This is a genomic window from Hymenobacter fastidiosus, assembly GCF_039539565.1.
GTDB classification, from domain to species: Bacteria; Bacteroidota; Bacteroidia; order Cytophagales; family Hymenobacteraceae; genus Hymenobacter; species Hymenobacter fastidiosus.
Genome location: NZ_BAABDJ010000040.1, coordinates 120,292 through 134,911, shown reverse-complemented (window position 1 = coordinate 134,911; position 14,620 = coordinate 120,292). Strand labels below are relative to the sequence as shown.

Here is a 14,620-nt window from a genome sequence, read left to right as displayed (position 1 = left end):
GTACCTCAGCGGGAACCGTCGTTGTTCGGTTCCAGGTCAGCGCGGCCAAAAACTGAGGGCAGCCTTTTCGGCCGTATCTTGCTTCGGAACAAAACCGGCCCCGTGCGTGTCGTTTTGCTACTGAGCCGACTGGTGCAGCCGGCCCGCCACAATCCGTATCTTTCCCAAGCTCTGAAATGAGCTTATCTATACCATTAGCGAACAAATCTGTGTCTACGCCTACTACCCGACTGCCAGCCCTGGAGCAGGTGCTGGCTCAGCTGGATGCTTTTAAGCGCAAGTTTTACCTGAACCTGCTGATCCGCGGGGGGCTGGTGGCGGGCGGGCTGCTGCTCACGCTGTTCGTGGTGCTCAACCTGCTCGAATACTTCCTCTACCTGCCCACCTGGGTGCGGGGCGGTTTGCTGTTCGGCTTTCTGGGGCTGGTGGCCTACACTTTTCTGCACTGGATCTGGCAGCCCCTGGCGGCCCTCACCAACCTGCGCCGCCTGCTCACCGACGAGCAGGCCGCCGCCCGCGTGGGGGAGCTGTTTCCGCAGGTGCAGGATAAGCTCCTCAACGCCCTCCAGCTCCAGGGCCAGGCCCGCGAAAATGCCCTGGTGGCCGCCAGCCTGGAGCAGCGCGCGGGCCAGCTCACGGGCCTCGAATTCGCCCGGGGCATCAACATCAAAGCCCAGACCCGGCCGCTGTGGAAATACCTGGCCGTGCCGGCCGGGGTGATGGTGCTGCTGCTGCTGGTGTGGCCCAGCCTGTTTGTGCAGGGCACCGACCGGATTCTGCACTACCGCAACGCCTACGCCCCGCCCGCGCCATTCCGGTTCGTGCTGAAGAACAAGGACCTGAGAGCGTTTAAGAACGAGGATTTCAAGCTCGAAGTGGCCATCGAAGGCGACGCGCTGCCCAACGAAATCAGCATTCGCTACGGCGGCCGGGAGCGACGCCTGACCCGGGCCGCCGCCAACACCTACACCTACGCGTTCCGGCAGCTCCAGCGCGACGTGGAGTTCCGGCTCAGCGGGGCCGGTTTCACCTCCGACGACTACGACCTGACGGTGCGGGAGCGGCCCAACCTGCGCGACTTCACCGTGCTGGTCACCTACCCCGCCTACCTGAGCAAGCCGGCCGAAACCATCCGCAACTCGGGCAACCTGACCGTACCGGAAGGCAGCAACGTGCGCTGGGAATTCACCACCGCCGCCACCGATCAGCTCCAGCTGCTGTTTCAGAACCCTACCGAAACCGTGACGGCGACGGCAGCCGACGACCAGTTTCAGGTGACGCGGCGCGTGCTGCGCAGCCAGGAATACGCCGTGCGCCTCCGGAATGCCGCCAGCCTCAACCGCGACCCCATCCAGTACCAGATTACTGCCGTGCCCGATCAGGTGCCCGAGGTGACGGTAGAAAGCTTTGCCGATACGACCTCCCTGCGCTACCTGGCCCTGGGCGGCAACGTGCGCGACGACTACGGCCTCTCGCGCCTGCAGCTGCATTACCGCGTCACGTCGAAAGCGCGGCCCAATGCCGACTACAAGGTCCGGGCCCTGGCCCTGCAAAGCGGCCCCAGCCAGAGCTATACCTACCAGTGGAATCTGGCCCCGCTGGGTATGAAGCCCGGCGACCGGCTCGAATACTTCGTGCAGGTGTGGGACAACGACGGCGTGCACGGCCCCAAGTCGGCGCGGACCCGGGCAGCGGAGTTCCGCCTGCCATCCAAGACGGAGCTGCGCCAGCAGCTGGCCTCGCAGTCGGCTTCGGTGCAGAGCCAGCTTAGCAAGTCGCAGGAGCAGAGCAAGAAGATGGAGCGCGAGCTGGCCAAGGCCTCGGACAAGCTCAAGACCAAGCGCGAGCTGAACTTCCAGGACCGCAAGCAGCTGCAGGACATGCTGGAGCAGAAGCAGCAGATGGACGAGCAGATTGCGGACATGAAAAAGCTGTTTGAGGAGCTCAACCAGCAGCAGGACCAGCTCGACCCCAAAAGCCAGGAGCTGGCCGAGAAAACCCGGGAGCTGCAAAAGCTGATGGACTCGCTGCTCGACCCCGAAACCAAAAAGCTCTACGACCAGCTGCAAAAGCTGCTGCAGGAGCAGAAAACGCCCGATGTGGACCTGCAGAAGCTGATGCAGCAGCTCGAAAACAAAGAAAACACCCTTCAGAAAGAGCTGGAGCGGGCGTTGGAGATGTTCAAGCAGCTGCAGTTTGAGCAGAAGCAGGAGCAGGCCACCGAGAAGCTGGAGCAGCTGGCGCAGGAGCAGGAAAAGCTGGCTGAGCAGACCGCGAAAAACGACAGGAACAACCCCGACAACAAGGCGACCAACGAGCAGCAGAAAGCCAAAAACGAACAGCTCAAAGACCAGCAAGCCGAGAAAAAGCAGCAGTTCGAAGACCTCAAGAAGGACCTCAGCGACCTGAAGAAGCTGGACGAGCAGCTCGGCAACGAAAACGGCGCCGACGAGATGAAGCCGGAGCAGGAGCAAGTGGACGAGCAGCAGCAGGAAAGTGAGGAGCAGCTGGGCAAAAACCAGAACCAGAAAGCCAGCCAGAGCCAGCAGAAAGCCGCCCAGCAGATGAAGCAGATGGCCCAGAAGATGCGCCAGCAGCAGAAAGAGGAGGAAAGCGACCAGAAGCAGGAGAACATCGACGACCTGCGCGACATCCTCGAAAACCTGCTCAAGCTCTCTTTCGACGAGGAAGGCCTGATGAAGCAGTTCCGCCAGGTCGACCAGGCCGATCCGCGCTTCGTGCAGCTCGGCCAGACCCAGCGCAAGCTCAGGGACGACGCCGCCATCATTCAGGATTCGCTCTACGCCCTGGCCAGGCGCGTGTCGCAGCTGGAGAGCTTCGTAACCCGTGAGGTAGGGGAGATGAACGGCCGCATGGACGAGGCGCTCGACCAGATCAGGCAGCGCAACGTGGCCCGCGCCACCGGCAGCCAGCAGCTGGCCATGACCAGCATGAACAACTTGGCGTTGATGCTCAACGACGCCCTGCAGCAGATGCAGCAGGAGCAGCGCGAGGGCCAGCAGGCCCAGCAGCAGGGCGGTGGCAAGCCCGGCAGGAAAAAGAAGAAGGGCAGCGCCGCCGGCGACGGGCAGATGGGCCGCATGCAGCAGCAGCTCAACCAGCAGATCCAGCAGTTGCAGCAGAGCGGCAAAACCGGCCGGGCCATGAGTGAAGACCTGGCCAAGCTGGCCGCCCAGCAGCAGATGCTGCGCGAAGCCCTCAGGGAGCTTGATAAGCTCCAGCAAAAAGGAAAAAAAGGCTCGAAGGACGGCAAAGGTCAGGACGGCGGCGGCGGCACCGGCGACGTGAAGAAATTAATGGAACAAACCGAAACTGACCTCGTAAATAAGCGGCTAACGGAGCAAACGGTGCTCCGTCAGCGTCAGATCCTTACCCGGTTGCTGGAAGTCGAGAAATCGGCCCGGGAGCGGGACCAGGATGAGAAGCGCGAAGCCCAGACTGCGCAACCCCGCCCACCGGTATTTCCGCCCGCTTTCGACAAGTATAAGCAGCAGAAAAACCGGCAGACGGAGTTGCTCCGCACGGTGCCGCCCGCCCTTACGCCGTACTATCAGCGCGAGGTCAGTGAATATTTTCAGAAAATGAAATAGCGTTCCGCTAATTTTACCGCCCGTCCTTCCCTTTACCACACTTATGAAGCAGGTCAAAATTCAGGTTCCTTCCCTCGTTGAGAACATCCGCGTTGTGGAGAGCTTTATCGATAATTCGAAAGAGACGTTCCACATCGAAGACGATATTTATGGCAACATCATGGTCGCCGTTACCGAAGCCGTGAATAATGCCATTCGCCACGGCAACAAGTTCGACAAGGACAAGAACGTCTACCTCTCGCTTTACGTCAACAAAGACCGGGTTCGGTTCGAGGTAGAAGATGAAGGCGAAGGCTTCGATTTCAACAACCTGATTGATCCGACTGCCCCCGAAAACCTGGAAAACCCCGGCGGCCGCGGCATCTTCCTGATCCGTCACCTGGCTGATGAAGTGGAGTTCCAGAAGGAAGGCCGCAACGTGCAGCTCACCTTCTTGCTGACGCCCGCCACCGCCGGTGAATCATCTTCTTCCGACACTGTTTCTTCCGGGCACGCGGTATGAAGCATCACCCGCCCGGTAACGGGGATGAGCTGAACGACGACCTGCCCGGGCAGGAACAGGAGTCGCACGACATTGAGTTCCTGGTGGAAGAGGTCGACTTTGAGCTGGCCGAGGCGGAGGCGCTGACGTCCTGGATTGAGCGCATTGCGGAAGTCCACGAGCACGAAATCGTCCAGCTCACCTACATCTTCTGCTCCGATGAGTACCTGCACCGCGTCAACGTCGAGTATCTCGACCACGACACGTACACCGACGTCATCACCTTCGATAACGCCGATGATGCCGATATTATCGAGGGCGACATCTTCATCAGCGTGGAGCGGGTGCGCGAAAATGCCCAGCAGCTGGGCGTTTCCTTCGCCGATGAGCTGCACCGCGTCATGATTCACGGCGTGCTCCACCTGCTCGGCTACGCCGACAAGGACCTGCTCAGCCAGACGGCCATGCGCAAGAAAGAGGATTACTGCCTTTCGCTGCGGACATTCTGAGGCCGTTCGTGGCTTTCCGAAATCTGATTTAAAAAAACGCCCGCCCGACTGCGGGCGTTTTTTGTTTCTGAAGGCCGCACCCCAGACAGTATTCCGTGCAACAGACCGTCATTCCGAGCGAAGCCGGGGAATCCCGCGTGGCGTCGTTGGATTACTCCTCCTGAAGTCAGCGCGCGAGATTCCCCGGCTTCGCTCGGAATGACGTTCTTATATATCCCTTCCCTGTTTTATGTCCGCCACCCCGTCGCATAACCTTATCATTCCCGGCCAGGCGCTGGATTTTTACCTGAGTCAGGGCTACTACCGAATGCACCAGGACCTGTTTACCTGCCGTTTCCTCCCTATCGAGGGGGGCGTGTACACCGTGCATTGGCTGCGCCTGGTGCTGACCGACGTGCATTACGGCCCCGAGCAGCGCCGGCTGCTGCGCCTCAACGGGCGGTTCTCGGTTGCGCTGCGCCCCTTTCAGCTCACCCGGGAGCTGGAGGAGCTGTACGCAGCATACCGCCGCACCATCACCTTCGATGCGCCGCCCACCGTGGAGTCGTTTCTGCTGGCCGGGGCCAAGCACAATGCCTTCGATACCAGCGTAATCGAAGTGCGGGACGGGACGCAGCTGATTGCAGCCGGCATTTTCGACCGCGGCATCCGCAGCCTGGCCGGCATCATGAACTTCTACCACCCCGACTACCGCAGGCACAGCCTGGGCAAATACCTGATGCTGCTCAAAATAGAGCACGCCCGCCGCCAGCAATGCACCTATTATTATCCCGGCTACGTGGTGCACGACTATCCCAAATTCGACTACAAGCTGTTTGCCTGCCCCGCCGCCACGGAAGTATTCGACTGCCTCACCGGCCGCTGGCGGCCCTTTGCCTGGGATGACGTAGCGCGGCAATCCGCCGGGCTGCTGGCCGACTGGCCGGGGGAGGAGCCGGACGGGGCGGCGGCGGATTAGCCATACCGCGCAAAAAAGCCGGGGCGTACGTATCTTTGCGCACGTTTTGAGCGGGTTGCGCCGGGCCAGCCGCGGGCGTTTTCTGTACGGAGCCGCGCGAACTTTCCCGCCCGGGCTTCCTGTTTGCTCCCAACGGCCCGCGCCCGGCGGCTGAATCCGAACCTCCCTGTTCGTGCTCAGCCGCCGGGGATCCGCGCAATCCGTCCAATCCGTTTAACTCCGCGGTCCATGTTTCAGCAAGAAGAATACGACGTCATTGTAGTAGGAGCCGGCCACGCCGGGTGCGAGGCCGCCGCCGCCGCCGCCAACCTCGGCTCGAAGGTGCTGCTGGTCACGATGAACATGAACACCATCGCCCAGATGTCGTGCAATCCGGCGATGGGCGGCGTGGCCAAGGGCCAGATCGTGCGCGAGGTGGATGCGCTGGGCGGGCAGAGCGGCATCATCACCGACAAAACCATGATTCAGTTCCGGATGCTGAACCGCTCCAAGGGCCCCGCCATGTGGAGCCCCCGGGCGCAGAGCGACCGGATGCGCTTCGCCGAGGAGTGGCGCCATACGCTGGAGCAAACCCCGAACGTGGACTTCTGGCAGGAGTCCGTCATGGGCATCATAGTAGAAAACGACACCGTAGTGGGCGTGACAACCCAGCTCGGCATCGGGTTCCGGGGCAAGTCGGTGGTGCTCACCAACGGTACTTTCCTCAACGGGCTGATTCACATCGGCGAGAAAAGCTTCGGCGGTGGCCGGGCGGCCGAGAAGCAAAGCACCGGCATCACCGAGCAGCTGCTGGCGCTGGGCTTCGAGACGGGCCGCATGAAAACCGGCACTCCGCCCCGCGTCGACGGCCGCAGCCTCGACTACTCCAGAATGGAAGAGCAGGCCGGCGACGAAACCCCAAGCAAGTTCAGCTACCTCGACACGCCCACGCTGACGAAGCAGCGGCCGTGCTACATCACCTACACCAACGCCGAAGTCCACGAAATCCTGAAGGAGGGCTTCGAGAAGTCGCCGATGTTCCAGGGCCGCATTAAGGGACTGGGGCCGCGCTACTGCCCGAGCGTGGAGGATAAAATCAACCGCTTCGCCGACAAGGACCGCCACCAGATTTTCGTGGAGCCCGAGGGCAGCAGCACGGTGGAAATGTACATCAACGGGTTCAGCTCTTCGCTGCCCGAAGACGTGCAGTACCGCGCCCTGCGCAAAATCGTGGGCTTCGAAAATGCGAAGATGTTCCGCCCCGGCTACGCCATCGAGTACGACTTCTTCCCGCCAACCCAGCTCCAGCTGACCCTGGAAACCAAGCGGGTGAAAAACCTCTACTTCGCCGGTCAGATCAACGGCACTACGGGCTACGAGGAAGCCGCCTGCCAAGGGCTGATGGCCGGCATCAACGCCCACAACAAGGCCAACGGCAAGGAGCCGTTCGTGTTAAAGCGGAGCGAGGCCTACATCGGCGTGCTCATCGACGACCTGGTGAACAAGGGCACCGACGAGCCCTACCGCATGTTCACCAGCCGCGCCGAGCACCGCATTCTGCTGCGCCAGGACAATGCCGATCTGCGCCTCACCCCGCTGGGCCACGCCCTGGGGCTGGCTTCGGATGAGCGCCTGTTCCGGGTGGAGCAGAAGCAGCGGGAAACGAATGAAGTGGTAGAATTGCTGAAGAATTTCGCCATTGAGCCGGCCGAAATCAACGGCCTGCTGGCGGAGCTGGGCTCGGCTACCCTGCACGAGCGGACCCGGGCCATCAACCTGCTGCGCCGCCCCAACCTGGAGCTGGCGCACCTCACCCGCACGCTGCCCCACCTGACGCTGGCTTTGGGCCACTACCTGCCCGACAGCCTGGAGCAGGCCATTATCACCATCAAGTACGAGTCCTACATCGAGAAGGAAAACCAGCAGGCCGCCCGCGTGGCCGAGCTGGAAAACTTCGTCATTCAGGGCCGCCTCGACTACCTGCAAATGCCGGCCCTCTCGCACGAGGCCCGCGAAAAGCTGCTCAAGGTGCAGCCCGAAACCATCGGCCAGGCCGCCCGCATCAGCGGCGTCTCCCCGGCCGACATTTCCGTGCTGATGGTGTACCTTGGCCGGTAAATCAATTAAGAATTGAGAATTAAGAATTAAGAATTGGGGGTGCTTCTTTCATTCCCGGGCTTAATTCTTAATTCTTAATTCTTAATTTTTAATTGAAAGAAGTGTACGAACGAGTAGAGAAGTGCCCGGTGTGCGGCAAAGACGACTTCCGCAACAAGCTGGTGGTCGAGGATAAATCGGTGAGTAAGGAAAGCTTTGCCATTGTGCAGTGCACGGCCTGCACGTTTCAGTTTACCAATCCGCGGCCGGGCCTGATGGATATCGGGCGCTACTACGAGTCCGACGATTACGTGTCGCACAACAGCGCTGCCACCGGCGTCATCAACCAGGCGTACCGCGTGGCCCGCTTTTTCACTATGCGCCGCAAGGTGGCCCTGCTCAACCAGCTGGCCCCCCGCAAGGGCAAAATCCTGGATTACGGCTGCGGCACCGGCCACTTTCTGGCCGCGGCCCGAAGCAACGGCTGGCAGGTAACCGGCTACGAGCCCAGCCCGCGGGCCCGGGAAGAAGCCACCCGGCGCGTGGGCCAGTCCATCGGTTCCGAAAGCCTGGTTTCCTTCCAGCAGGGCTCCTTCGATGCCATTACGCTCTGGCACGTGCTCGAACACGTGCACACGCTGAACGAAACCATGCAGCAGCTGGTAAGTCTGCTCCGGCCCGATGGCGTGCTCATCATTGCCGTGCCCAACGTGGAGAGCCTCGATGCCCAGCACTACCGCCAGGACTGGGCCGCCTACGACGTGCCCCGCCATCTCTACCACTTCAGCCCTAAAACCATGAAGCTGCTGCTCAAGAAGCACAAGCTCGCGGTGCGCGAAATGCTGCCTTTGCCGCTCGATGCCTACTACGTGAGCATGCTCAGCGAGAAGCACAAGGCGGAGCGGGGCGGCGGGCTGCTTACCGTGCTCAAGGCCGGCTACAAGTCCAATAAGTTCGCCGAAGAACACGAAGGGCTGTATTCGAGCGTGATTTACGTAGCGGCCCGCCGCTAACCTGCCGTGGCTGCGCCTGCTCTACCCTGGCTTTTTTTGCTGCTGATCCTGCTTCCGGCGGCTGAAACCAAGGCGGGGGTAGGGGAGGGGCGGCCGTCCTGGTCGCCCGCTCCGGGCAGCGGGCCGGCCCCGGGCACCGCTGGCGGTAGGCCCGGCTCATACCAGGCCCGCCCACCCGCCGTTCTCTGGCCCGATACCTCCAGGGCACGAACCAGCGTAGCCGACACGGTGAAAGTCCGCCCGGCGGCGGTAGCCCTGGTGCCCGACGACGATAAAGTGACGCGCAAGTCGGCGCTTTACATTGTGGCGGCTATGGCCGTTGTTACCCTTACCACCCTGTTGCTGTACAATGTCCGTTCGCGCTGATCTGCTGTTTTTACTGACTGCCGGAGCTTTTTTAAGCGGTTGTGCAACCATCAGCTCGCCCCAGGGCGGCCCCCGGGATACCACGCCGCCCAAGCTGGTCAGCACCTCGCCGCCGAACGGCGCCCGCAACGTGAAGCAGCAGTTTATCCGGCTGGAGTTTTCGGAACCGGTGCAGCTCAAGGATCTGGTCAAAAACCTGCTCGTGGCGCCCGTGCTGGCCGACAACAAGTACGAGATAAAGGAGGAGCGCACGGCCTTCACCCTGGCGTTTGAAAAGCCTTTCGACCCGAACACCACCTACTCCTTCAACTTCCGCGAGGCCATAATCGACATCACGGAGAGCAACAAGGCCGAAACGGTAATGCTGGCCTTCAGCACCGGAGCCCGCCTCGATTCGGGGTCGGTGAAAGGAACCGTTATCGAGCTGCTGACGGATCAGCCGGCCGGGGAAATTTCGGTAGCGCTTTATCCGGAGGCGGATACGCTCAACATCCGGCGGGGCAAGCCCTACTATCTGGCGCAAACGGATAAGGCGGGCGCTTACACCCTGCAAAACCTGAAGGAAGGCCGCTACCGCATGTACGTGCTGGCCGATAAAAACCAGAACGGCCGCTACGATGGCGGGGAGCGGATCGGCTACCTACCCGACCTGCTCACCATTCGGCCCGGCCTCGACTCCGTCAACTTCGCGCTGGTGCGGCCGGATGCGCGCCGCCCGCTGATTACGGGGCAGAAAGGCGAGCCCACGCAGTTCAAAGTCAGCTTCAACGAAGGCCTGCGCCAGGCTACGCTGGCTCCTTTGGATGCCGCCGCCACTACGGCCGGTACTCTGAACGATGGCCTCGCGATAACCGAAAAAGGGCGCGCCGTACAGTTGTTCAAGACGGATGTGCTCACGGAAGGCCGCTACGTATTGGCTTCTGCCGACAGCGTCGGCAATGCGGGGCGCGACACCATTAATGTGCGGTTTCCCGGTACGCTTCCCACCCGCCGGGCCGCGGCCTACTCCGTGGAAGGCAGCCCGCGCACCGTGTACCGGCAGGGACTTATCAGGCTTCAGTTTACGGCCCCCCTGCGGCCGCTGGTAACCACTAAGCCGGTAGGTACTTTGGTCGAAGACTCGCTCACCCGCCGCCCGTTGCGCGTGCCCCAGGAAGTTACGCTCAGCCCCGACCGCACGCTGCTCACCGTCAGGTTGAATACCAAAGCCAGGAAAACGGTGACCCTTTCTCTGGACAGCACGGCCCTGGTATCCAGTACCGGCCAACGCCTGGGGCTGAAGCCGCTGCGGCTGGCCGTCACGGAAGAGTCGCCGTTTGGTAGTCTGGCGGGTACCATTCAAACCAAGTCCAGGCGCTACCAGCTCCAGCTGATCGATGCCAGTTACCAGCCGGTGGCCGTGCTGGACAGTCCCCGCGGGACGTTCCGCTTCGACAACCTCACGCCCGGCACCTACCGGCTGCGCGTCCTCATCGATACTGATGGCGACGGTACCTGGCGGGGCGGGGACCCCAAGCTCCGGTTACCCGCCGAGCCGGTGTACGTGGCGCCCCAGACCGTGCAGGTACGCGCCAACTGGGAGGTCGATGATATAAAGGTGGCATTCTAGGCCACCTGCCAGCGTCTGTTGCGGGCCGGCCCGCGGCCTTCGGTAACCCTGCCGGGGGCCGCGGGCTCGTTTCTGGGCCGGTGCTTTTCCCCGGATTCATCATGGCCTTTACCAGCGCCTTGCCAGCGTCTAAGTCGGTATCGGGGGCCATTTCCTGAACTGACCGGGGTGTTTTTGCCGGAAGGGAGCCGGGCGGTACAGGCCCGGTAGTCGTTCCGGAAAAGAACTCCGAAGGTTCCGGATCAGCAGAAATCCGGCTCCGGCGGGGCCGGCGCATCGGGCCGCCGATCAACCACCTCCCTGGAGAGTTGGCAGCGGTAGCCCTGACCTCTGGAGTCGGCTTGGCCGCCCGGGCCGGGCGGCGTCAAAAGATGTCCACACGGGGAGGCTTCGCCCTTAGGCTACTAGCTGATTTTCCCCACCTTTTCCACAGGGTTGTCCACCGGGTTTCAGTCGTCTGGCGTAATCTGTGGATAACAGTGGGGAAACCGCCGGATAACCCGTGGATAAATAGCGGATAAGTTTTTTTGGTGCTTTCAATCCATTTGCACCCCTGCTTGCCCACACCATGAGTGTGGATAGCGGTGGATAACTTGCCCCGGAAAACACCCTAATCCACACTGCGCGAAAGGTGTGGATTGTGGATTCGTGGATAACGCTGTGGATTGTGAACAATCGGTATAATGATCTGATAACTTGTCTTTTATTATCAACACCCCCTGTTGACAGACGGTGCATAAGCCGGAACTTGTACACAAGTTTTCAACCCTGTTTATAACTCGGCAATCTTATCCACTTATGCACACCCCTAACGAGTGAGTTTGAAAAAGATCTTTTAAATAAACTCTTTTAAAAAGTTATTAACCGTGTGGATAAACGAGCCGGCCGCCAAAAATTGAAATGCCGGCTTCAGTTTTCAAATGCAGGGTCGCTGGATTTTTGTCGTGAAGCCGAATCCGGCAGTTTGGAGAAGGCATACTCAGACGACTACCGCGCCTCCAACGGCTGTTATTCACCACTCCATCCGTTAGCTGATACCTCAAGAATCTGACTATCAGCTAGTAGAAGCCAAAGGTTATCCACTTATCCACCGCCTGAATCGTGGATAAGGAGCGGTGCTGACCATCGCCAGCCTTTTCAGCGTATACGGGCCACCGCCGCTCCCTATGCCGTTCGACTACACCCTCGATTTTCACCACACCGATTTCCGCCACCGGCCGGACCTGTACCGCGTGGGCAAGGGCGAGCAGGGCGTGCTGCTGGTGGAGCCCTATAAGTCGGAAATACTACCGCACTGGCGGTTCCGGACGCCCGCGGTGGCGCAGGAATCAGCGGAGCTGATCTACGGGCTTTTCCTCGGCTATCTGGCCGCCCGGGATTTCGTGGGGGCCGACATGGCCCGCAAGTTCCTGCAGATGGGCTTTACAAGAGCCAGGCGCTACGCCAACCACCGCGGCGGCAAGAAGTACGCTGGGCCCGTCCCGGACGACAAGAAGGGGCAGAGCGGCGCCCACGGCCGCGCTGAGCTGCCCCGCTCCCCCGAAGACCCCGAAAAAGCCGCTGCGGCCGCCATCTTCAAGCATAAATGGGACGAGGCCAAGCAGCACCCCGACTACGTTCAGCAGATGGCCGATTTTAAAGCCCACTACGGGAAGTGAATGAGCAATTATCAATGAGCAATGAGCAATGAGCAATGAGCAATGAGTAATGAGACCGAAGGGCTTCCCACCGTTTCGAATCCGCGACTATCTTCTCCCCAAGTCCCCAAGTCCCCAAGTCCCCAAGCCTCCAAGACCCCAAGTCCCCATTCCCTACCTTTAACCCCGAAACCCCTCACCCCAAGGCTATGCAAATCTCCCAACCACAACCCAACAGTACCGAAGAAAACGAAATCACCCTCGGCATCGGCATGGGCCCGCTGAAGTTCGGCACCTCGCAGGATGAAGTACGCGCCCTGATGGGCGAGCCCGAAGAGATTGAGGAGTCGGAAGATGACGACGAGTTTGAGCACCAGGCCTGGAATTATCTGGAGGAAGGCTACTCGCTCTATTTCGACCGCGAAGACGACTACCGCCTGAGCTGCATTGAAACGGACCATCCCGGGCTGCGCATTTTCGGCGAGGCCATTCACGGCAGGAGCGTTCAGGAAATACAGGACCTGATGAGCCGCCACGGTCTGCAGTCGAGCGAGATGGAGAAGATGGAAGAAGGGGCCGTACGGCTGTCCTACGAAAAGGAGATGATTGACCTTTACTTTGATGAGGATCAGCTCCAATTCGTGAATTTCGGCGTCTTCATCAACGACGAACTGGAGGTCCAATGGCCGGCCTAACTATAGGTTATCCACAAAACCCCCGGTTTTTGGTGTTGATAAGTTGATAAGTAGCTAATAACCCGCTGTTTTGGTGGAAAACTCGCTTGTCAGAAGTCAGGTTTCCCGAAAATAGTAAATAGCTGATGCAGCGTTGTTTAATAAAAAAAGCCGACCCATCAGGGTCGGCTTTTTTGTGTCATTCCAAGAAGCCGGTTTTTACATCACGGCGCGGAACAAGAGAAACAGCAACCCGGACAGCGTCATGGTAACCGGCAGGGTGAGCACCCAGGCCAGGGCAATGTTGCGCACCATCTGGGGGTTCAGATTCTTGATGCCGCGGTTGGCCACCATGGAGCCGGCAATGGCCGACGACAGCACGTGGGTGGTGCTGGTGGGCAAACCGGCGTAGGTGGAAATGCCAATCATGGTTGCCGCCACCAGCTCCGAAGAAGCGCCCTGGGCGTAGGTCAGGTGCTCTTTGCCGATTCGTTCCCCGATGGTTTTCACGATGCGCTTCCACCCGATCATGGTGCCCAGGCCCAGCGATAAGGCCACCATCAACGACACCTGCCACGGGGCGTAGTCGGTGAAGGTGCGCATCTGCGTGATGCTGGTTTCGTAGAGCTTGCGGTCGGCCGCGCTGAGCGGTATTTTGTCGCTGGAAATAAGTTTTTTGGCCCGGTTGTTCAGCAGCAGAATCGCCTTCCGGATTTCGAAGCGGGCCTGCTCGGGCAGCTGCTTGACGTCGGTTTTGTCGACGAAGATCTGGTCGAGCGTGTTGGTCTGGGTGCGGACTTCGGTGAGCAGCTTGCGGTCGGCTTCCCCCAGGCCATCGGCGTTGATCTTCTGTATCACCATCTCCACATTGGTCAGCGAAGCACGCATGTCCAGCGGATTCAGCTTCTCATTGAGGGCGAAGTGGATGGGCACGATGCCAATCAGAATCAGCATAATCAGGCCTACGCCTTTCTGCCCGTCGTTGGAGCCGTGGAAGAAGCTGACCAGCGTACAGGTGACGATCAGGATCAGGCGGATCCAGATGGGTGGGGGCTTGTGCTTGTTGGGCTCCTTAAAGATGGTTTTGTTGGCCACGAAGCGCTTCAGCAGAAACATCATGATGATGGTGAGCGAGAAGCCGAAGATGGGGCTGATGAGCAGAGCCAGGCCGGTTTCGCCGGCTTTGCCCCAGTTCACGGCGGCATTCTGCGATTCGGGCAGCAGGGAGTAGGCAATGCCCACGCCCAGAATGGAGCCGATCAGCGCGTGCGACGACGACGAGGGCAGGCCGTAGTACCAGGTGCCCACGTTCCAGATAATGGCCGCCATAATCAGGGCCCCCACCATGGCAATGCCGTGGTACACATTCTGATCGACCAGGCTTTCGACCGGCAGCAGGTACACGATACCCATGGCCACGGCAATGCCGCCCGTGAGCACGCCGATGAAATTCCAGAAGCCTGACCACACCACGGCTACCCAGGGCCGCAGGGCATTGGTATAGATAACGGTAGCCACGGCGTTGGCCGTGTCGTGAAACCCGTTGACGAATTCAAAAGCACAGGCCGCTACCAGGCACAAAATCAGCAGCAGCAGCACATGAGGCTCTAAGCCAAGCATAAGGGGAGGTTTAATTCAAAATCAGTTTTCGGCAACCAAAGGTACTGTTGGCCTTAGGCGGGGCAA

The 14,620-nt window shown here is 60.3% G+C and carries 11 protein-coding genes; 10 read left to right on the top strand and 1 reads right to left on the bottom strand.

Features of this window, described 5'->3' with window-relative positions; all coding sequences use genetic code 11:
• Positions 1-209: 209 nt before the first annotated feature.
• From ABD833_RS18650 to ABD833_RS18605, 10 genes are all read left to right on the top strand, one after another.
• Entirely contained in the window at positions 210-3,611 is a 3,402-nt protein-coding gene (locus ABD833_RS18650; protein ID WP_345075067.1) for a DUF4175 family protein, read from the top strand.
• Positions 3,612-3,654: 43 nt separating this feature from the next.
• Positions 3,655-4,113, top strand: a complete 459-nt coding sequence (locus tag ABD833_RS18645) for an ATP-binding protein (RefSeq protein ID WP_345075066.1) — start codon at positions 3,655-3,657, stop codon at positions 4,111-4,113.
• The gene (gene ybeY / locus ABD833_RS18640; protein WP_345075064.1) at positions 4,110-4,601 is read left to right on the top strand and encodes an rRNA maturation RNase YbeY; all 492 of its coding nucleotides are present in this window, start codon (positions 4,110-4,112) and stop codon (positions 4,599-4,601) included. The genes ABD833_RS18645 and ybeY overlap by 4 nt, the downstream gene beginning before the upstream one ends.
• 229 nt (positions 4,602-4,830) lie before the next feature.
• Positions 4,831-5,559, top strand: coding sequence for a GNAT family N-acetyltransferase (locus ABD833_RS18635; protein WP_345075063.1), 729 nt, complete (start codon positions 4,831-4,833; stop codon positions 5,557-5,559).
• Between the two features lie 228 nt (positions 5,560-5,787).
• Positions 5,788-7,656, top strand: coding sequence for a tRNA uridine-5-carboxymethylaminomethyl(34) synthesis enzyme MnmG (gene mnmG, locus ABD833_RS18630; protein WP_345075061.1), 1,869 nt, complete (start codon positions 5,788-5,790; stop codon positions 7,654-7,656).
• A 101-nt stretch (positions 7,657-7,757) separates the two neighbouring features.
• Positions 7,758-8,648 (top strand): class I SAM-dependent methyltransferase, encoded by an 891-nt coding sequence (locus tag ABD833_RS18625; RefSeq protein WP_345075058.1) that lies wholly within the window; start codon positions 7,758-7,760, stop codon positions 8,646-8,648.
• A 36-nt stretch (positions 8,649-8,684) separates the two neighbouring features.
• A complete protein-coding gene (locus tag ABD833_RS18620; RefSeq protein ID WP_345075056.1) occupies positions 8,685-9,014 on the top strand; it encodes a hypothetical protein in 330 nt (109 codons plus the stop codon).
• Entirely contained in the window at positions 8,998-10,623 is a 1,626-nt protein-coding gene (locus tag ABD833_RS18615) for an Ig-like domain-containing domain (protein ID WP_345075055.1), read from the top strand. The genes ABD833_RS18620 and ABD833_RS18615 overlap by 17 nt, the downstream gene beginning before the upstream one ends.
• A 1,166-nt stretch (positions 10,624-11,789) precedes the next feature.
• Complete coding sequence (locus ABD833_RS18610) at positions 11,790-12,281, top strand: DUF4385 domain-containing protein (RefSeq protein WP_345075054.1); 492 nt, start codon at positions 11,790-11,792, stop codon at positions 12,279-12,281.
• Positions 12,282-12,469: 188 nt separating this feature from the next.
• Positions 12,470-12,955 (top strand): hypothetical protein, encoded by a 486-nt coding sequence (locus ABD833_RS18605; protein WP_345075053.1) that lies wholly within the window; start codon positions 12,470-12,472, stop codon positions 12,953-12,955.
• 198 nt (positions 12,956-13,153) lie between these two features.
• Here the strand turns inward: ABD833_RS18605 and ABD833_RS18600 are convergent, their stop codons facing one another.
• Entirely contained in the window at positions 13,154-14,554 is a 1,401-nt protein-coding gene (locus ABD833_RS18600) for an inorganic phosphate transporter (protein WP_345075051.1), read from the bottom strand.
• Positions 14,555-14,620 lie beyond the last annotated feature (66 nt).

Coding starts and splice junctions, on each gene's coding strand:
- ABD833_RS18645 (WP_345075066.1), top strand. CDS start 3,655: ATGAAGCAGGTCAAAATTCAGGTTCCTTCCCTCGTTGAGAACATCCGC.
- ybeY (WP_345075064.1), top strand. CDS start 4,110: ATGAAGCATCACCCGCCCGGTAACGGGGATGAGCTGAACGACGACCTG.
- ABD833_RS18635 (WP_345075063.1), top strand. CDS start 4,831: ATGTCCGCCACCCCGTCGCATAACCTTATCATTCCCGGCCAGGCGCTG.
- mnmG (WP_345075061.1), top strand. CDS start 5,788: ATGTTTCAGCAAGAAGAATACGACGTCATTGTAGTAGGAGCCGGCCAC.
- ABD833_RS18615 (WP_345075055.1), top strand. CDS start 8,998: ATGTCCGTTCGCGCTGATCTGCTGTTTTTACTGACTGCCGGAGCTTTT.
- ABD833_RS18610 (WP_345075054.1), top strand. CDS start 11,790: ATGCCGTTCGACTACACCCTCGATTTTCACCACACCGATTTCCGCCAC.
- ABD833_RS18605 (WP_345075053.1), top strand. CDS start 12,470: ATGCAAATCTCCCAACCACAACCCAACAGTACCGAAGAAAACGAAATC.
- ABD833_RS18600 (WP_345075051.1), bottom strand. CDS start 14,554: ATGCTTGGCTTAGAGCCTCATGTGCTGCTGCTGCTGATTTTGTGCCTG.